Source organism: Pseudomonas sp. A214, from assembly GCF_900156295.1.
Taxonomy (GTDB): domain Bacteria; phylum Pseudomonadota; class Gammaproteobacteria; order Pseudomonadales; family Pseudomonadaceae; genus Aquipseudomonas; species Aquipseudomonas rhizophila.
Map to the genome: position 1 here is coordinate 1156466 of NZ_LT707062.1, position 19718 is coordinate 1176183.

15 protein-coding genes are annotated in these 19718 nt (G+C 61.7%); 13 read left to right on the forward strand and 2 right to left on the reverse strand.

The window, feature by feature from the left end:
* Positions 1–200 precede the first annotated feature (200 nt).
* The 4 genes from BW979_RS05235 to BW979_RS05250 all read left to right on the forward strand — a co-directional run bounded on the left by BW979_RS05235 (position 201) and on the right by BW979_RS05250 (position 7008).
* The gene (locus BW979_RS05235) at positions 201–3782 is read left to right on the forward strand and encodes a DUF2339 domain-containing protein (RefSeq protein ID WP_076383355.1); all 3582 of its coding nucleotides are present in this window, start codon (positions 201–203) and stop codon (positions 3780–3782) included.
* Positions 3779–5146, forward strand: a complete 1368-nt coding sequence (locus BW979_RS05240; protein WP_076383356.1) for a DUF3999 domain-containing protein — start codon at positions 3779–3781, stop codon at positions 5144–5146. The genes BW979_RS05235 and BW979_RS05240 overlap by 4 nt, the downstream gene beginning before the upstream one ends.
* Before the next feature lie 251 nt (positions 5147–5397).
* A complete protein-coding gene (locus tag BW979_RS05245) occupies positions 5398–6408 on the forward strand; it encodes a class 1 fructose-bisphosphatase (RefSeq protein ID WP_047226923.1) in 1011 nt (336 codons plus the stop codon).
* A gap of 3 nt (positions 6409–6411) precedes the next feature.
* Entirely contained in the window at positions 6412–7008 is a 597-nt protein-coding gene (locus tag BW979_RS05250) for a DUF924 family protein (RefSeq protein WP_076383357.1), read from the forward strand.
* A 131-nt stretch (positions 7009–7139) separates the two neighbouring features.
* Here the strand turns inward: BW979_RS05250 and BW979_RS05255 are convergent, their stop codons facing one another.
* Positions 7140–9032 carry a methyl-accepting chemotaxis protein gene (locus tag BW979_RS05255; protein WP_197685214.1) on the reverse strand — a complete coding sequence of 631 codons (1893 nt, stop codon included), beginning with the start codon at positions 9030–9032 and terminating at the stop codon, positions 7140–7142.
* 283 nt (positions 9033–9315) lie between these two features.
* Between BW979_RS05255 and BW979_RS05260 the strand changes: the two genes are divergently transcribed.
* Together BW979_RS05260 and BW979_RS05265 are read left to right on the forward strand one after the other, a co-directional pair.
* Positions 9316–9570, forward strand: coding sequence for a lipoprotein (locus BW979_RS05260; protein WP_047226926.1), 255 nt, complete (start codon positions 9316–9318; stop codon positions 9568–9570).
* Positions 9571–9601: 31 nt separating this feature from the next.
* Entirely contained in the window at positions 9602–10171 is a 570-nt protein-coding gene (locus BW979_RS05265) for a lipocalin family protein (protein WP_047226927.1), read from the forward strand.
* 114 nt (positions 10172–10285) lie between these two features.
* Here BW979_RS05265 and BW979_RS05270 read toward each other — a convergent pair whose 3' ends face one another.
* Complete coding sequence (locus BW979_RS05270; RefSeq protein WP_076383358.1) at positions 10286–11650, reverse strand: formimidoylglutamate deiminase; 1365 nt, start codon at positions 11648–11650, stop codon at positions 10286–10288.
* A gap of 144 nt (positions 11651–11794) precedes the next feature.
* Here BW979_RS05270 and hutC point away from each other — a divergent pair, with 144 nt between their 5' ends.
* The 7 genes from hutC to BW979_RS05310 all read left to right on the forward strand — a co-directional run bounded on the left by hutC (position 11795) and on the right by BW979_RS05310 (position 19608).
* On the forward strand, positions 11795–12505 hold the full coding sequence (gene hutC, locus BW979_RS05275) for a histidine utilization repressor (RefSeq protein WP_171061303.1): 711 nt from the start codon (positions 11795–11797) through the stop codon (positions 12503–12505).
* Positions 12505–13074, forward strand: coding sequence for a HutD/Ves family protein (locus BW979_RS05280; protein ID WP_107323306.1), 570 nt, complete (start codon positions 12505–12507; stop codon positions 13072–13074). The genes hutC and BW979_RS05280 overlap by 1 nt, the downstream gene beginning before the upstream one ends.
* Positions 13075–13520: 446 nt before the next feature.
* Positions 13521–15209, forward strand: a complete 1689-nt coding sequence (gene hutU, locus BW979_RS05290) for a urocanate hydratase (RefSeq protein ID WP_047226931.1) — start codon at positions 13521–13523, stop codon at positions 15207–15209.
* Between the two features lie 145 nt (positions 15210–15354).
* Complete coding sequence (locus BW979_RS05295; protein ID WP_076383360.1) at positions 15355–16821, forward strand: purine-cytosine permease family protein; 1467 nt, start codon at positions 15355–15357, stop codon at positions 16819–16821.
* Positions 16822–16890: 69 nt separating this feature from the next.
* On the forward strand, positions 16891–17859 hold the full coding sequence (locus BW979_RS05300) for an ABC transporter substrate-binding protein (RefSeq protein ID WP_047226933.1): 969 nt from the start codon (positions 16891–16893) through the stop codon (positions 17857–17859).
* A gap of 70 nt (positions 17860–17929) precedes the next feature.
* Complete coding sequence (locus BW979_RS05305; RefSeq protein WP_047226934.1) at positions 17930–18781, forward strand: ABC transporter permease; 852 nt, start codon at positions 17930–17932, stop codon at positions 18779–18781.
* Positions 18778–19608, forward strand: a complete 831-nt coding sequence (locus tag BW979_RS05310) for a quaternary amine ABC transporter ATP-binding protein (protein WP_052915294.1) — start codon at positions 18778–18780, stop codon at positions 19606–19608. Before BW979_RS05305 ends, BW979_RS05310 begins: the two co-directional genes overlap by 4 nt.
* Positions 19609–19718: the final 110 nt, after the last annotated feature.

Consider the following 19718-nt stretch of genomic DNA (forward strand, 5'->3'; position numbering starts at 1 on the left):
TTAGTGCTTGAGGCGCCAGCAATCCATTGTGGGAGCGAGCCTGCTCGCGATAACGGTGTGTCAGCCAACCTGTTTGGTAACTGACGGACCGCTATCGCGAGCAGGCTCGCTCCCACAAGGTTTGTGTGGTTCCACTAGACTGAACCAGGCACCGCTTCACCCCGGTTACGCCCGCAAAGGGCCGCTTAGGGATATCGACCATGCAATGGATTTTGATGCTGTTGGGCCTGGCATTTGGCTGGGTGGTGGATGAGTCGTTCGCCGATGCGCTGATAGGCGCGTTGCTGGGCCTTGGCATCGCTCAGGGGATTGGTCTGCGTCGCCTCGGTGCCCACGCCGCCGAACAGCAGAACCAGTTGCAAACGGCCCAGCGCACCTTGAGCGCACTGGAGCAGCGGCTGATCGCGCTTGAGCGCAGCACGGTCGCAGCCTCCGAACCGCCGCCATCGCCCGAGATCGTCGTGGCCCAGGCACCGGAATCCGAAATTCCACCTGAACCGGAGCTGGTCTGGGAACTGCCGCCTGACCTTGAAGCCCTTCCGGCGATGACCACACAAGCCAGCCAGCCGTTGCCCGACGACGTATGGAAGTCTGCGCCGGCCGCCCCCAAACCGGTCCAGCCGGAACCGGCTGCCCCTCGTGGTCCGAATCTGTTCGAGCGTGCCGTCGCGGGGGCGCGTAACTGGCTGTTTGGCGGTAATACCGTATTGCGGGTCGGGGTGGTGCTGTTGTTCCTCGGCCTGGCGTTTCTGCTGCGCTATGCCACTGAAGGCATGGTCGTGCCCATCGAGTTGCGTTATGCCGGCGTCGCGGCCAGTGCGTTGGGCCTGTTAGGCCTGGGCTGGTGGCTGCGCCAGCGCAACAGCAACTACGCGCTGATGTTGCAGGGCACCGGGATCGCCGTGCTGTACCTGACCGTGTTCGCCGCCATGCGCCTGCATCCGCTGCTCGACTCGAAAGCGGCCTTGGGCTTGCTGGTGGCGGTCACGGTGTTCTCGGCGATTCTGGCGGTCACCCAAAATGCCCTCGGCCTGGCTGCGGTGGCAGCGTTGGGCGGGTTTGCCGCGCCGATCCTGACGTCCACCGGCAGCGGTAACCATGTCGCGCTGTTCAGCTACTTCATCCTGCTCAATGCCGGCATTCTGGCGATTGCCTGGTTCAAGGCCTGGCGCCTGCTCAACCTGATTGGTTTTGTCGGCACCTTCGGCATCGGTTTCGCCTGGGGCTTGCGCTCTTATGGGCCGGAACTGCTCTGGAGCACCGAGCCGTTCCTGATTGTTTTCTTCCTGATGTACCTGGCGATCGGCTTGTTGTTTACCCGACGCAAGCTGCTGGAAATGGGCGACGGGCCCGAGGACGAAGGCCGCGATGCGCTATTGCGCTGGTCGGCCCGCAAGGGCGACTACGTGGACGGCACCCTGTTGTTCGGCCCGCCCCTGGTGGGGTTCGGTCTGCAGTTCGCGCTGGTGCAGCATCTGGAGTTCGCTGCAGCGTTCAGCGCCCTGGCCCTGGGCATCATCTACATGGGACTGGCGCGGGTATTGATGGGGGGGCGCGCCGTCCTGTTGGCCGAAACCTGCCTGGCCTTGGGGGTGATTTTTGCCAGCCTGGCGATTCCCCTGGGCCTCGATGCTCGGTGGACCGCGGCGGCATGGGCCGTGGAAGGGGCGGGGATTTTCTGGCTGGGCCTGCGTCAGCAGCGGCCTTTGGCTCGGGCTTTTGCCTTGCTGCTGCAACTGGGCTCGGCGCTGGCTTTTGTCAGCGAGTTGCGTCAGGGCGACAGCAGCCTGATCGATGGCGCCCCGCTGGGGGCGTTGATGCTGGGTGGCGCCTTGCTGTTCAGTTTCTACCAGTTGCGCAAGACCGCGCCTGAGCACGCCACACGCTGGGAGCGCCAAGGCCTGCCGGTGCTGGCAGTGCTGGGCTTGAGTTTTCTCTATCTGCTGGCGCCGTTGTTCTTCTTCACTCACGGCACTGCCATCGCTTGGGCCTTGGCCGGTCTGGCGACGCTGTTCGCGGGCCTGCGCCTGCAATCGCGCAGCTTCCTGTTTACGGCGTTCGCAGTACAACTGCTGGGTGGCGCGTTGTTTCTGTTGCGTTTGCAGGGGGCCGAAGGGGATTCGACCGCCGTGTTCAGCGCTGGCTGGAGCGGTTTGCTCAGCGCCTCCCTGATCGGCCTGGCGCTGATTGGCGGCATGCTGTTGGCGGCACGCGATGACATGGTGCGCAACGATGTCCGATTGCTGCGCGGGCTGTCGGTGGTGCTGCTGGCTGGGTTGGTGCTGATCAACCTTGCCGTGCTCTTCGTCCTGCCCTGGCAAACGGCGAGCGGTGTATGGGCGGCCAGCGGCCTGCTGATCATCTGGCTGAGCCTGTACCTGAAGCAGCGCGTGAGTTTCGTGTTTGGCCTGTTGTTGCAGTTGATCGGCGGCGCGGCGTTCCTTGCCGCCGGATCGGCGCTGCTCGGGCCGCTGAGTGCCGAGGATCTGCGGCCCCTGGCCCACAGCGGGTTCTGGACGCCGCTGGTGCTGGGACTGGCGGCACTGGTGGGCGCATGGCGATTGCAGCGCGGCCATCCGTCGGCGGTGTTCCAGGCCTTGAGCTTGCAGCGGTTGTCCGAGTTGCTGCTGGTCTGGGGCGCAGGCTGGTGGGCACTGGCGTGGGGCAGCGAAGTGCTGCGCTTTGCACCGCAGCACCTGCAAGGTCATTTGATGCTGATCGTCGCGGCAATCAGTGTAGCGCTGTGGGCATTGCTGGCCCTGCGTTTGAAATGGCCGGCGATGGGGTTGCTATGCACCTTGCTGATACCTGTGGCCGGCTGTGTGCTGGTCGCGACCGGGCACAGCCGTTATCACCCGGCGGCGGATTTCGGCTGGCTGGCCTGGTTGGCCGTGTTCGCCGTGCATTTGCTTTCCCTGAAACGTCTGGCACCGCTGCTACCGACCCGGGCGCGCAGCACCGCCCATGTGCTCGGTTGCTGGCTGCTGATCGGTGTGCTGGCGCTGGAGGTGCGCTACGGCCTGCTGCTGTTGTCCGAGCAGTACAACGCCTGGCGCTGGCTGGGTTGGGCGATTCTGCCGAGCCTGTACCTGGTGCTGATGGCCGCGCCACGGGCCTGGCCGTGGCCGGTCTCGGCCCATTCGCGCGAATATCGTGTGTACGCGGCGGCACCCCTGGCCCTGTTGATGCTGGGCTGGTTCTGGCTGGCCAACACCTTCAGCGACGGCAGCGCCGAGCCGTTGCCCTATGTGCCGCTGCTCAACCCGTTGGAGCTGGGCTTGCTGTTCGCCTTGTTTGGCGTCTACGCGTGGGCCCGCAGCGCGGTGGCGCAACTGGCAATCCGGTGGGGTCATGCCGGACACGTCGCCCAGTTGATCGCCGGCGTGTCGCTGTTCGCGTTCTTCACCGCCGTGGTGATGCGCAGTGCCCACCATTGGATCGGCGTGCCGTTCGAGCTGGATGCGTTGCTCGAATCCATGTTTGTGCAGGCCGGGCTGTCCATCGTCTGGACCCTGATTGCCCTGGGCCTGATGATCGGCGGGCATCTGCGCCATCGTCGTGAGGTCTGGCTGATCGGTGCGGCGTTGATCGCCGTGGTGGTGGCCAAGCTGTTCTTTGTCGAATTGAGCAACCGTGGCGGTCTGGCGCGGATCGTGTCGTTTATCGGCGTGGGTGTATTGCTGTTGGTGGTGGGCTACTTCGCGCCGCTGCCGCCAAAACGCCCGGAAGGGGGCTCGCGGACCGAGTCGCCAATACCTGTCAGTGAGGGAGTGTCGTCTTGAGTCACAAGTTGAGTCGCATCGGGTTGGGCGTGGTGGGGTTGTGGGTGGCCTTGTCGGTGACGGCCCAGGAACAGCCGGCGGACTTTGCCCATCAGGTGCCATTGGCCTTGAGCGGCGAGGGACCTTGGTATCGCCTGGCGTTGCCCCTGGAGATTCAGTTGCAAGCGCGCCAGACCGATCTGAGCGACCTGCGGGTGTTCAACGCCGCCGGGCAGGCCCAGGCCTACGCATTGGTTCGCGAGACGGCCCGGAGCCGGGAAAACAGCACCACCGACGTGAAGTGGTTCCCGTTGTACAACGCCGCCGATGACAACGAGCGCGCGCCCAGCGTACGGGTGCAATCGAGCGCCAACGGCACGCTGGTGCAGGTGCAACCGTCCAGCCGGCTCGAGGCGGGGGAGGAGGAACTGCGCGGCTGGCTGCTGGATGCCAGTGCGATCAAGGCGCCCTTGCAGCAGCTGATCCTCGACTGGACCAGCGAGCGCGACGGCTTCCAGCGCTTCACCATCGAAGCCAGTGACGACCTGCAACACTGGCAGGCGTGGGGCGAAGGCCAGGTGGCGCGGCTGACCTTTGCTGATGAGCGGGTGGAGCAGCATGAGGTCAGCTTGCCAGGACAGCCGGCGCGTTATCTGCGGTTGTTGTGGGAATCGCCGTCATCGGCGCCGGTGTTGACCTCGGCCCAGTTGCAGAGCGGCAGTCGCGAAAGCCTGCCGTTGCCGTTGGTCTGGTCGCAGCCTTTGGCCGGTAGCACCACGAAGGCTGGGCAATACACTTGGCAGTTGCCCATGGGGTTGAATGTCGAACAGGTGCAGGTCGAACTGAGCCAGGCCAACAGCCTGGCACCGGTGACCCTGGCCGGACGGCGTGAAAGCAGCCAGCCGTGGCAATCGCTGGGCAGCGGCTTGCTGTATCGCCTGACCCAGAACGGCCAGGATGTGCTGCAAAACCAACTGCAGCTGTCGGGGCAGACCGTGCAGCAATTGAAGCTGACGGTGGACGAGCGAGGCGGCGGCCTCGGTGCCCAAGCGCCAGCCTTGCGTTTTGCCGTGCGCCCGACCCAGGTGGTGTTCCTGGCGCGGGGCGAGGGGCCCTACAGCCTGGCGCTGGGCAATGCGACGATGAAAGCGGCCAGCCTGCCACTGGCCACGCTGGTGCCCGATTACAAGCCGTCACGCCTGGCGACCCTGGGTACGGCGACGCTGAGCGGTGCGGCCACCTCGACACCGGTTACTGCCGCCACGCCTGCGACCGTCGAGACCAACTGGAAGAAAATCGGCTTGTGGGCGGTGTTGCTGATCAGCGTACTGGTCCTCGCGGCGATGGCATTGAGCTTGCTGCGTAAGCCGCCGGTCAAAAACTGAGGTGCTGCGCACCCATCGCGAGCAGGCTCGCTCCCACACTGGATTTATGTCGTATACAAAAACTGTGTCCGCAGAAGATCAAATGTGGGAGCGAGCCTGCTCGCGATAGCGTCCTCTCGACAACAGAAATACCCAAGCGAGGCGCGACCCCGTGAACTCAATCCTCCATTCCCCGTCTCATAGGAGGAATTAAGTCCCGACTCGCGCTAAACTGCGCAGGTTTTTCCGCCCCCTATTCTTCGGAGCCGTCCATGTCCCGCGTTACCTTGAGTCGCTATTTGATTGAGCAGACCCGCAGCAACAACACCCCTGCCGATCTGCGCTTTTTGATCGAAGTGGTGGCGCGTGCATGCAAGGAGATCAGCCACGCCGTATCCAAAGGCGCCCTGGGTGGTGTCCTGGGCAGCATGGGCACCGAAAACGTGCAGGGCGAAGTGCAGAAGAAGCTCGACGTGCTCTCTAACGAAATTCTGCTCGAAGCCAACGAATGGGGCGGCCACCTGGCCGGCATGGCGTCCGAGGAAATGGACAACGCCTACCAGATCCCAGGCAAATACCCCAAGGGTGCTTACCTGCTGGTGTTCGACCCACTGGACGGTTCGTCGAACATCGATATCAACGCGCCAGTGGGCACCATCTTCTCGGTATTGCGTTGCCCGAACGAATACCTGAGCCAGAATGAAGCCTTGAATGAAAAGGCGTTCCTGCAGCCAGGCACCGAACAGGTCGCCGCCGGTTATGCCATCTATGGCCCGCAGACCATGCTGGTGCTGACCCTGGGCGACGGCGTCAAAGGCTTCACGCTGGACCGTGAGATGGGCAGCTTCGTTCTGACCCACGAAGACATCACCATTCCTGAAACCACCCAGGAATTCGCCATCAACATGTCCAATCAGCGTCACTGGGAAGCCCCGGTACAACGCTACGTGGGCGAATTGCTGGCCGGTGAAGAAGGTCCGCTGAAAAAGAACTACAACATGCGCTGGGTCGCCGCGATGGTCGCGGACGTACACCGCATCCTGACCCGTGGCGGTCTGTTCATGTACCCGCGCGACAGCCGCGAGCCGTCCAAGCCGGGCAAACTGCGTCTGATGTACGAAGCCAACCCGATGTCGTTCCTGGTGGAACAGGCTGGCGGTGCGTCCACTGACGGTCACCAGCGTATTCTCGACATCCAGCCCGAAGGCCTGCACCAGCGTGTGGCGGTGTTCCTTGGCTCGAAGGAAGAAGTCGCCCGCGCCACGGCCTACCACAAGGAATAAATCATGGCCCAGCCCTGGCAGCCGTTGCTCGATTGGTGGTTTGGCTCAGCCAAATCGCCGGACGAAATAGCCGCTGACAAGGGCAAGCTGTGGTTCGGCAAACGGCATGATCGCCAAGCGCACGAGCGCTTCGGCGATCAGGTCGAGCAGGCACTGGCCGGCGGATTGACCGACTGGGCGCAACGCCCCGAAGGCTGGCTGGCTCTGGTGCTGCTGCTTGATCAGCTCCCGCGGATGATCTTTCGCGACTCTCCCAAGGCTTTTTCCGGTGACCTGCGTGCCCAAGCGCTGGTGGCCCAAGGCATGGCGGCGGGTTTCGACCGGCAACTCGAACCTATTCAGCGGGTGTTCATCTACCTGGTGCTCGAACATTGCGAAAACCTGGCAGTGCAGAATGAAGCGGTGTCCCGTTTCATCGAACTGACCCGCGAGCAGCCCGAGGCGGATCGGGCGGTGTTCGAAGACAACCTGGATTACGCCGAGCGGCATCAGAAGATCATTGCGCAGTTTGGACGTTTCCCCCATCGCAATGCGGTGTTGGGGCGTGAGTCCACGGCTGAGGAAGTCGAGTTTTTGAACAGGCCTGGGTCCAGGTTCTAGATTGCGTTGCGGCTACTATCGCCATCGCGAGCAGGCTCGCTCCCACAGTTGATCTTTGGTGATCGCGGATTTTGTGTCCGACAGAGATCGGTGTGGGAGCGAGCCTGCTCGCGATGGGGCCAGTCCAGGCACTAGATCCGGAAACTACCCACCAACTGCTTCAACCGCGCCGCTTGCTGTTCAAGGTCGGCACAGGCCCGCAATGTCGCTTGCAGGTTTTCCACGCCTTCCTGGTTCAGCGTGTTGATTTCGGTGATGTCGACGTTGATCGATTCCACCACGGCGGTCTGCTCTTCTGTGGCGGTGGCCACGGACTGGTTCATGCCGTCGATTTCACCGATGCGCTGGGTCACGCTGCCCAGGCGTTCGCCGGCCTGGTTGGCGATGCCGACGCTGCTTTCGCTCTGGCGCTGGCTGTCGGTCATGGTCAGGACCGCTTCCCGGGCGCCGACTTGCAGCTCCTCGATCATCTTCTGCACCTGCTGCGCCGAATCCTGGGTGCGATGAGCCAGGTTGCGCACTTCATCGGCCACCACCGCGAAGCCGCGACCGGCTTCACCGGCCCGGGCGGCTTCGATGGCGGCGTTCAGGGCGAGCAGGTTGGTCTGCTGGGAAATGCTGGTAATCACCTCAAGGATCTGGCCGATGTTCACCGTATTGTTGTTCAGGGTTTCGATGTTGCCGCACGAATCGCTGATCTTGGCGGACAACTGCTGCATGGCGGTGATGGTTTTATCCACCACGTGTTGACCGTCTTCGGCCAGGCTGCGGGCATCGCTGGAATGTTGCGAGGCGAGGGCGGCGTTCTGGGCGATTTCCTGGGCGGCGGCACCGAGCTGGTTGATCGCCGCGGCCACGCTGCTGGTGCGTGAAGCCTGCTGATCGGAATTGACCATCGACGAGTTGGACGCGCTGACCACACGCAGCGCGACTTCGTTGACCAGACCGGTGGCCGAGGCCACTTCGCGGATCGACGTGTGAATACGCTCCACGAAACGGTTGAACGACGTGCCCAGAGCGCCGAATTCGTCCTGGCCATGGATGGTCAGGCGGCGGGTCAGGTCGCCTTCGCCTTCGGCGATGTCATGCATGGCGCGGCCCATGGTCAGCAGCGGTTGCATCAGCACGCGGATCAGCATGCCCAGCAGGGCGATGATGAATACCACGGCAATCACCATGGCGATCAGCGCCGAGGTACGGAACTCGCTGAGCATCGCCAGGGCAGTGTTCTTGTCGAGCACCAGCGCCACGTACCAGTCGGCCCCCGGTACGCCATTGACCCGCGTGAAGGAGAGGTATTGAGTCTTGCCGTCGAGCTCGACTTCTTTCATGCCTGGGCTGACGTGCAGTGCACCGTCAGGGTAGGCCTCGGCCAGGGTCTTGAGTACGCGCTTGCTGTCGGGGTGGATGAGGATCTTGCCGTCGGCGCTGACGATGAACGCATGGCCGTGGCCGCCGAAATTCAGCGAGTTGATGATGGCGCTGACGCTGGACAGGTCGATGTCCGCACCGGCCACGCCGATCATCTGGTTCTGATGTTGTACCGGGGTGGCGACGGTTATTACCAGTTTGCCCGACGAGGCGGCGATGTAGGGTTCGGTGACGATGGTTTGTTGGGCGCTGTTGGCGGCCTTGTACCAGCCACGGGCGCGGGGATCGTAGTCGGCCGCACGATTGCCGGCCGGTACCGAGAACATCACGCCGTCGGTGCCACCGAAATAGCTGAGCTGGAAGTTGCCGGTGTAGGCCGGTAGGCCCACGGCGCGCTTGAGACTATCGGCACTGCTGCCGTCCACGGCAATCTGCTGGGCCAACGATTGCAGCAATTGGGTGCGGCCTTCGACCCAGGTTTGAATGTTGCGGCTGGTCAGGCTGCCGAGCTCCTGCATGGAGGTCTCGGTGCTGGCTTGCAAGCCCTGGCGCTGACGGTAGTCGTTGAACAGGATGAAGCAAGCGAATGCAACGGCTACCACGAGCGCAGCAGCCAGCAGGATTTTGTGGCTGAATTTCATGTTTCTGGTCATTAAGAACGCTACCGCAGAGGAGCTGGTCAGGAAGGGGCGTCAATTTGCCATAACACCTGGCATCGCGCTGCTCTTTTTATCGGCTCCACAGCGCTTTGAATCAGGTGCGCGCAGGCTAAACCCGACGAAATACACGACGGCGTCACAAACGGGTTGATTCATCCATGAAACACCTGCCCAAAGCCCAACAAATACTGGGTCTGTCGGGGAACCAGATAGGGGTTTTCTCTTCTAAGGTTCTGGTTGGCACCCTGCCACCCCCTTCCGTTCCAGGAGTTACACCATGTCGCTGCGATCTATCGCCCTGTTGTCCTTGTGCGTCTTGTTGACGGCATGCAGCAAGGTCAACCAGGAAAACTATTCGAAACTGTCTGCCGGCATGCCCAAGGCCGAAGTCGAAGCGTTGTTGGGGAAACCGACCGATTGTTCGGGCGCGCTCGGCATGTCCAGTTGCACCTGGGGCGACCAGAAGAGCTTTATCAGCGTGCAGTACGCCGGTGACAAAGTGTTGATGTTTTCCGGCCAAGGCCTGAAGTAAACCGGGGCCACCGGCCCGCGGGAGAAAAATAATGATGCGGTTATTGTTAGTGCTTTTTGCCGGCCTGGTATTGGCTGGCTGTGCCACTTCTGGCGAAGACCCGTTGGCGCCAAAGACTGTCAACAGCGTCGACCTCAAGCGTTACCAAGGGACCTGGTACGAGTTGGCCCGTCTACCGATGTACTTCCAGCGCAACTGCGCGCAATCGGAAGCCCACTACACCCTCAAGCCTGACGGCAATGTGGATGTGTTCAACCGCTGCCTGACCTCGGACTGGCAGTGGGAAGAAGCCAGGGGCACTGCAACGCCTCAAGTGCCGGGCAAGACCGACAAGCTCTGGGTCGAGTTTGATAACTGGTTTTCGCGGATCGTGCCGGGTGTGGCGAAGGGGCAATACTGGGTCCTGTATGTCAGCGATGATTACAAGACCGCCATCGTCGGTGACCCGAGTCGTCGCTACATGTGGTTGCTGTCCCGAACCCCGACGGTCAATGGCGTTGTGCGCGAAGAACTGCTGAGCAAGGCGCGCCAGCAGGGTTACGACACAACACGGTTGATCTGGCGTGCCTCGGATCGGCAGATGGCCAAGACTTCGGATTGATAGTCACCGATCAAATGTGGGAGCGAGCCTGCTCGCGATGAGGTCGTCACATTCAACACAGATGTTGACTGATAGACCGCCATCGCGAGCAGGCTCGCTCCCACAGTTTTGTGGTCAACCCAACAGTTCGCGCAAGACTTGAGTAAACGCCCGCGCACTGTCCTCCTCCCCGGCATGATGCCCGTCACGCACGACCCATTGCCCGCCAACCATCACATCCCGCACCTGACGATCTGCGCCGGCAAACAGCCAGCGATTGAGAATCCCATCGCCGTTGGCGGTGGCCAGGTATGGATCGTTGCCATCGAGCACCAGCCAGTCGGCGCGCTTGCCCACTTCGAGGGCGCCGACCGGTTGTCCCAACGCCTGGGCACCCCCTTGCAGCGCGGCATCGAACAAGGTGCGCCCGACCATCGGTTGATCGGCCCGATACAAGCGGTTGCGCCGTTGATCTCGCAGGCGCTGGCCGTATTCCAGCCAGCGCAGCTCTTCCACCACGCTCAACGACACATGGCTGTCGGAACCGATCCCAAGACGTCCGCCCTGGGCGAGGAAATCCACGGCCGGGAAAATCCCGTCACCCAGGTTGGCTTCGGTGGTCAGGCACAGGCCGGCAATCGCCTGGCTCCTGGCCATGAGGCTGACTTCGTGAGCATTGGCGTGGGTGGCGTGGACCAGGCACCAGCGCTGATCCACCTCGGTGTTTTCGTACAGCCATTGCAGCGGTCGGGCGCCACTCCAGCTCAGGCAGTCGTCGACTTCCTTTTGCTGCTCGGCAATGTGGATGTGCACCGGGCAATGGCGGTCGCTGGCGGCCAGCACTTCCTGGATTTGCCCGGGGGTCACGGCACGCAGCGAGTGGAAACACAAACCCAGCGCCTGGGCTGGTTGCCCGGCCAGGATCGGCTGCAAGCGTGACTGAAGCTTCAAGTAGTTTTCGGTGCTGTTGATGAATCGACGTTGCCCGTCATTGGGGGCCTGGCCACCGAAACCGGAATGGCTGTAGAGCACCGGCAGCAGGGTCAGGCCGATGCCGGCGGCGCTGGCGGCCTGGCTGATGCGCAGGGCCAGTTCCGCCGGGTCGGCGTAAGGCGTGCCGTCGGTGTCGTGGTGTACATAATGGAATTCGGCGACCGAGGTGTAACCGGCCTTGAGCATTTCAATGTACAGCTGTCGGGCGATGATGCCGAGCTGATCGGGGCTGATTTTTCCGACGAGGCGGTACATCAGGTCGCGCCAGGTCCAGAAACTGTCGTTGGGGTTGCCCGCCACTTCCGCCAGCCCGGCCATGGCTCGCTGGAAGGCGTGGGAGTGCAGGTTCGGCATGCCAGGCAACAGTGGCCCGCCCAGCCGTTCGGCGCCGTCTGCCTGGGAGTCGGCCTGGATATGAGTCAAGACGCCGCTGGCGTCGACTTCAAAACGTACATCATGGGCCCATCCACTAGGCAGCAGCGCGCGTTCGGCAAAGAAGGCGGACATGGTTCAACCTCATCGTGCGTAATTTGTATATACATATACAGACGTTTGCCTGCCCGGTAAACTCCGGCAAGCTAGCACCCTTCTTTTGCAGAACAAGGAACCGCCGTGCCGACTCCGCCTGCCAAACCGCCGCTGGCCGCAAACATGGGCGACAGTCCGGCGCCCTTGTACGCCCGCGTCAAACAGATGATCACCCAGCAGATCGACAGTGGAAACTGGCCGCCGCATTACCGCGTGCCGTCGGAAAGCGAACTGGTCAGCCAACTGGGTTTCAGCCGCATGACCATCAATCGTGCCCTGCGTGAGATGACCGCCGACGGCCTGTTGGTGCGCATGCAGGGCGTCGGCACCTTCGTGGCCGAGCCCAAGAGCCAGTCGGCGTTGTTCGAAGTGCATAACATTGCCGACGAGATCGCCTCCCGAGGCCACCGCCATACGTGCAAGGTCATCACGCTGGAGGAGGAGGCCGCCGGTTCCGAGCGCGCCCTGGCCCTGGACATGCGCGAAGGCCAGAAGGTATTCCATTCGCTGATCGTGCATTTCGAAAACGACATCCCCGTGCAAATCGAGGACCGTTTCGTCAATGCCCTGGTGGCCCCGGACTACCTCAAGCAGGATTTCACCCTGCAAACGCCCTACGCCTACCTCAACCAGGTTGCGCCGCTGACCGAAGGCGAGCACGTGGTTGAAGCGATTCTCGCTGAGGCGAGCGAGTGCAAGCTGCTGCAGATAGAACGGGGCGAGCCATGCCTGTTGATTCGCCGCCGCACCTGGTCGGGGCGTCAGCCGGTAACCGCCGCGCGCCTGATTCACCCCGGTTCCCGTCATCGTCTGGAAGGACGCTTTCATAAATGATCAAGCAGATGAAAGTTCTGCGCGCCGCCGATTATCCACGCATGCCATGGAAAAACGGCGGCGGCAGCACCGAAGAAATTACCCGTGATGCGGGTACCGGCCTGGACGGTTTCGGCTGGCGCCTGTCGATTGCCGATATTGCTGAGTCGGGTGGCTTTTCCAGCTTCGCCGGTTACGAGCGGGTCATCAGTGTCTTGCAGGGTGACGGCATGACGCTGAACGTCGATGGTCAGGTTACGCGGGCTTTGCATCCGCTGGACCCTTTTGCATTCAACGGCGAGAGCCATGTGCACTGTACGTTGCTGGGCGGGCCGATTCGTGATTTCAACCTGATATACGCGCCACTGCGTTACCGCGCGCGGTTGCAGTGGATGGGCGGCCAGCAGCGGTTTTTCAGTGAGGCGGGGACGGTGTTGGTGTTCAGTGCGGCTCCGACGCTGAGGGTCAAGATTGATACGGCTGTCGAGGCACTGGGGCTTTATGACTGCCTGCAACTGAGCGGTAACACCGGATTGCTGGAGATATCAACTGCTGGCCAGTGCTGTGTGATCGAGCTGACTGCTCACTGACCTCAGACGTGTAGGCCATTGTGGCGAGGGAGCTTGCTCCCGCTCGACTGCGCAGCAGTCGCAAAAAATATAGGGCCGCTTCGCACCCCAGCGGGAGCAAGCTCCCTCGCCACAAAAAGCCTGAACGTTGTTCTTTCTACTCGCACCAACTTGTTACCGAATGCCCCAGCGTGGCGCAACGCCACGCTTTATTGGCCCTTCCTTCCAGTACCAAAAATCCCCTTCAGAAATTTCATTTTCCGCTAGAGCCCTTTAATTACGGGACTCACAACCATGCTCGTCGTTTTCCTTGGGCGCGCATTCATCAAGTTGGCCGCCTGATTGCATATGCTTGTACATACAAGTAAAGACGTATGCGTATGAGTCGCCACTGCTCAACGTAACGTGCCTGGAAATCGCGCCCATTGCCTGGGCTGGTCTGGATTGATCGCTGAGGAGTTCTTGCTGTGACCGACGCTACCCGCAAACCCGAAAAATACCGTGACGTTGAAATCCGTGCCCCACGCGGTAACACCCTGACCGCCAAGAGCTGGCTGACCGAAGCGCCGCTGCGCATGTTGATGAACAACCTCGACCCGGAAGTGGCCGAGAACCCCAAGGAACTGGTGGTTTACGGTGGCATCGGCCGTGCGGCGCGTAACTGGGAGTGCTACGACAAGATCGTCGAAAGCCTGACCAACCTCAACGACGACGAAACCCTGCTGGTGCAATCCGGCAAGCCGGTGGGCGTGTTCAAAACCCACAGCAACGCTCCTCGCGTGTTGATCGCCAACTCCAACCTGGTGCCGCACTGGGCCAGTTGGGAACACTTCAACGAACTGGACGCCAAGGGCCTGGCCATGTACGGCCAGATGACCGCCGGCAGCTGGATCTACATCGGCAGCCAGGGCATTGTCCAAGGCACCTACGAGACCTTCGTCGAGGCCGGTCGCCAGCATTACGACGCCAACCTCAAGGGGCGCTGGGTCCTCACGGCCGGCCTGGGCGGCATGGGTGGTGCGCAGCCGTTGGCCGCGACCCTGGCCGGTGCTTGCTCGCTGAACATCGAATGCCAGCAGGTGAGCATCGATTTCCGCCTCAAGACTCGTTATGTCGACGAACAGGCCACTGATCTGGACGACGCCCTGGCCCGTATCGAGAAATACACCGCAGAAGGCAAGGCGATCTCCATCGCGCTCTGTGGCAACGCCGCCGAAATCCTGCCGGAAATGGTCCGTCGCGGTGTGCGCCCGGACATGGTCACCGACCAGACCAGCGCCCACGACCCGCTCAACGGTTACCTGCCGGCCGGCTGGACCTGGGACGAGTACCGCGCCCGCGCCAAGACTGAGCCTGCTGCCGTGGTCAAAGCGGCCAAGCAATCGATGGCCGTCCACGTCAAAGCCATGCTGGCCTTCCAGAAAATGGGCGTGCCGACCTTCGACTACGGCAACAACATCCGTCAGATGGCCCAGGAAGAGGGCGTCGAAAATGCCTTCGATTTCCCAGGGTTCGTGCCGGCGTATATCCGTCCGCTGTTCTGCCGTGGCATCGGTCCGTTCCGCTGGGCTGCGCTGTCGGGCGACCCGCAGGACATCTACAAGACCGACGCCAAGGTCAAGGAACTGATCCCCGACGACGCCCATCTGCACAACTGGCTGGACATGGCCCGCGAGCGCATCAGCTTCCAGGGTCTGCCGGCGCGTATCTGCTGGGTCGGCCTGGGCCAGCGTGCCAAGCTGGGCCTGGCGTTCAACGAAATGGTGCGCAGCGGCGAATTGTCGGCCCCTATCGTGATCGGCCGCGACCACCTGGACTCCGGTTCCGTGGCCAGCCCCAACCGCGAAACCGAAGCCATGCAGGACGGTTCCGATGCCGTGTCCGATTGGCCGTTGCTCAACGCCTTGCTCAACACCGCCAGCGGCGCGACTTGGGTGTCGCTGCACCATGGCGGCGGCGTCGGCATGGGCTTCTCCCAGCATTCGGGCATGGTCATTGTCTGCGACGGCACCGACGAAGCGGCCGAGCGGATTGCCCGCGTGCTGCACAACGATCCGGGTACTGGGGTGATGCGCCATGCTGATGCGGGTTACCAGATCGCCATTGATTGCGCGAAAGAGCAGGGGCTGAACCTGCCGATGATCACCGGCAAGTAACCCCGGAGCCCATGTGGGAGCGAGCTTGCTCGCGATGTGGCCGGCACATTCAACACTTGTGTTGGCTGATAGGCCGCCATCGCGAGCAGGCTCGCTCCCACAAAAAAGCAACGCTCGAACTAGGACAATCCACAGAGGTTGAACCATGGCCGTCACCCGCACACGCGCAAGCAGCAAGCCGTTGATCGAGAGGCGTTCGATCGACTACATACCGGAAGCGGAGAGACACGGCCGATTGTTGAGCCAGTTCACCCTCTGGATGGGTGCCAACCTGCAAATCACTGCCATTGTCACCGGCGCATTGGCGGTGGTGCTGGGTGGTGATGTGTTCTGGTCGTTGATCGGTTTGCTGATCGGCCAACTGCTCGGCGGTGGCGTCATGGCGTTGCATGCCGCGCAAGGGCCCAAGCTTGGCCTGCCGCAGATGATCTCCAGCCGGGTGCAGTTTGGTGTGTACGGCGCGGCTATCCCGATCGTGCTGGTGTGCCTGATGTACCTGGGTTTCACCGCAACCGGAACCGTGCTTTCCGGCCAGGCGCTGGGCCAGTTGTTTGGTGTCAGCGACAGTGTCGGCATCCTCATTTTCGCCAGTACCATCGTGCTGGTCACGGTGCTCGGTTATCGGGTGATTCACTTCATTGGCCGTGTCGCCAGCGTCATTGGTGTGATCGCCTTTGTTTACCTGTTCGCTCGCCTGATGAGCCAGACGGACGTTGGCGCACTCCTGCAAATCCGCCATTTCAGCTGGAGCAGTTTCCTGCTTGCGGTGTCGCTCGCGGCTTCCTGGCAGATCGCCTTCGGCCCCTACGTGGCGGACTATTCGCGTTACCTGCCGAGCAAGACTTCCTCGGTGAAAACCTTTTTTGCCGCAGGCGCAGGTTCAGTCATCGGCGCGCAGGTGGCGATGATCCTCGGCGTGTTTGCCGCCGCCTCGGCCAATGGGCAGTTCGCGGGTCACGAAGTGGCCTACATCGTTGGTCTGGGTGGTACCGGTGCCACCGCTGCGCTGCTGTACTTCAGCATCGCGTTCGGCAAGGTCACTATCTCCACGCTGAACTCCTACGGCAGCTTCATGTGCATTGCGACCATCATCAGTGGTTTTCGGGGTCACCTGAACGTCACGCGCTTGCAGCGTCTAGGCTTCGTGCTGGTCATCGTCGGCGCGGCGACCCTGATCGCGCTGCTCGGTCAGCACTCGTTCCTCGGTGCGTTCAAGTCTTTCATCCTGTTCTTGCTGGCGTTCTTTACGCCTTGGAGCGCGATCAATCTGGTGGACTACTACTGCATCACTCGCGAGCGCTATGACGTGCCGGCGCTGGCCGACCCGAACGGTCGCTACGGTCGTTGGAATGCCCTTGGTATCAGCGTCTATGTCTTCGGTGTACTGGTTCAACTGCCGTTCATCGCCACCAAGTTCTATACCGGTCCGCTGGTGGAAGCCATGGGTGGTGTGGATATTTCCTGGATCATCGGCCTGGTGGTTCCGGCGGTGCTGTATTACCTCGCCGCCAGGAAGTGGCACAGCGCTGTACCCGATCAATTGATCCTGCCGGTCGAGCAGGACGCGGTTGACGCACAACCGAGCAGGGCGGGTCGCATCCAAGCGGCCTGATGGGATGTTGACAGGGCTGGATGCCTCTTGACTGCCGTAAGCCAATTCACTGATTAGGAGCGTCACATAATGAAATCGAACAAGACCCTGCTGACCACATTGCTTTGCATGGGCCTGCTGGCCAGTGCCGGCGCCACGCAAGCGGCGGGTTGGTGCGAGTCGGGCAAGCCGGTGAAATTCGCCGGTCTGAACTGGGAAAGCGGCATGTTGCTGACCGACGTCATGCAAGTGGTGCTGGAAAAAGGCTACGGCTGCAAGACCGACAGTCTGCCAGGCAACTCCATCACCATGGAGAACGCCTTGAGCAGCAACGATATTCAGGTGTTCGCCGAAGAATGGGTCGGTCGCAGTGAAGTCTGGAACAAGGCCGAGAAGGCCGGCAAGGTCGTCGGTGTCGGCGCCCCGGTGGTGGGTGCCATCGAAGGCTGGTACGTGCCGCGCTATGTGATCGAGGGTGACGCCAAGCGTAAGCTTGAAGCCAAGGCGCCGGGCCTGAAGAACATCGCCGACCTGGGCCAGTACGCCGCTGTGTTCAAGGACCAGGAAGAGCCATCCAAGGGCCGCTTCTATAACTGCCCGGCCGGCTGGACCTGTGAGCTGGACAACAGCGAAATGCTGAAAAGCTATGGCCTGGAAAAAACCTACACCAACTTCCGCCCCGGCACCGGTCCGGCCCTGGATGCGGCGGTGCTGTCGAGCTACAAGCGCGGCGAGCCGATCCTGTTCTACTACTGGTCGCCAACCCCGCTCATGGGTCAGGTGGACCTGGTGAAACTGGAAGAAAAACCGGGCGTGGACAAAAGCGTGACCATCAAGGTCGGCCTGTCCAAGACCTTCCACGACGAAGCACCTGAACTGGTGGCGGTGCTGGAAAAGGTCAATCTGCCCATCGATATCCTGAACCAGAACCTCGGGCGCATGGCCAAGGAGCGGATCGAGTCGCCGAAACTGGCGAAGATCTTCCTGAAGGAACATCCTGAAGTCTGGCACGCCTGGGTCAGTGAAGACGCGGCCAAGAAAATCGACGCGGCTCTGTAGGTCGAATACACCCGGCCAACCCTAGGGCTGGCCGGGACGTTCACTGCATCCACTTGATCGAGAGTCTCTTATGTTTCCCGAAAGCTTTACCTTCTCCATCGCCGACTGGGTCAACAGTTGGGTCGACTCCCTGGTGACCAACTACGGCGATGTGTTCCGGCACATTTCCGACACCTTGCTGTGGGCCATCGTCAACCTCGAAGGCCTGCTGCGCATGGCACCCTGGTGGTTGATGCTGGCCATCGTCGGCGGCATTGCCTGGCACGCCACCCGCAAGGTCGCGACTACGGCGGTGATTGTCGGCCTGCTGTTCCTGGTGGGCGCGGTGGGCCTGTGGGACAAACTGATGCAGACCCTCGCCCTGATGCTGGTGGCGACATTTATTTCGGTGTTGATCGGCATTCCGCTGGGCATCCTCTCGGCCCGCAGCAATCGCCTGCGTTCGGTGTTGATGCCGTTGTTGGACATCATGCAAACCATGCCGAGCTTCGTGTACCTGATTCCGGTATTGATGCTGTTTGGCCTGGGCAAGGTCCCGGCGATTTTCGCCACGGTGATCTACGCCGCGCCGCCATTGATTCGTCTGACCGACCTGGGCATTCGCCAGGTGGACGGCGAAGTGATGGAAGCCATCAATGCCTTCGGCGCCAACCGTTGGCAACAGCTGTTCGGCGTGCAACTGCCCCTGGCCCTGCCAAGCATCATGGCCGGGATCAACCAGACCACCATGATGGCCCTGTCGATGGTCGTCATCGCTTCGATGATCGGCGCCCGTGGCCTGGGCGAAGATGTCCTGGTGGGCATCCAGACCCTCAACGTCGGACGCGGCCTGGAAGCCGGGCTGGCGATCGTGATTCTCGCCGTGGTCATCGACCGCATTACCCAGGCCTATGGTCGTCCTCGGCATGAGGTGAGCAAATGAACAACGCAGCCATCAGCAAGATCGAAGTCAAGAACGTCTTCAAGATTTTCGGCAATCGTTCCAAAGAGGCTTTGGAGCTGATCCGCCAGAACAAAACCAAGGACCAGGTGCTGGCCGAAACCGGTTGCGTGGTCGGTGTGAACGACTTGTCGTTGAGCATTGGCACCGGTGAGATCTTCGTGATCATGGGGCTTTCCGGCTCCGGCAAGTCCACTTTAGTGCGCCACTTCAACCGGCTGATCGATCCTACCAGCGGCGCGATCCTGGTGGACGGCGAAGACATTCTGCAACTGGACATGGAAGCCCTGCGCGAATTTCGCCGGCACAAGATCAGCATGGTGTTCCAGAGCTTCGGCCTGTTGCCCCACAAGAGCGTGCTGGACAACGTCGCCTATGGCTTGAAAGTGCGTGGCGAGAGCAAGCAGGTCTGCACTGAGCGGGCACTGCACTGGATCAACACCGTGGGCCTGAAGGGCTACGAGAACAAATACCCGCACCAGCTCTCCGGCGGCATGCGCCAGCGCGTGGGCCTGGCCCGTGCCTTGGCGGCGGATACCGACATCATCCTGATGGACGAAGCCTTCAGCGCCCTCGACCCGCTGATCCGCGCGGAAATGCAGGACCAGTTGCTGGAACTGCAAAAGACCCTGCACAAGACCATCGTGTTCATCACCCACGACCTCGACGAAGCCGTGCGCATCGGCAACCGCATCGCGATTCTCAAGGATGGCAAGCTGATCCAGGTCGGCACACCCCGAGAGATCCTGCACTCGCCGGCGGATGAGTATGTTGATCGGTTTGTGCAGCGCAGGGCTGCGGTGGTTTGAGGGATTTGTGGTGGCTGGGCTGCTCCCATCGCGAGCAGGCTCGCTCCCACAATGGGGTCTTTTTTGTTCACCCCATTTTGTGTCCAAAGCAAATCCCTGTGGGAGCGAGC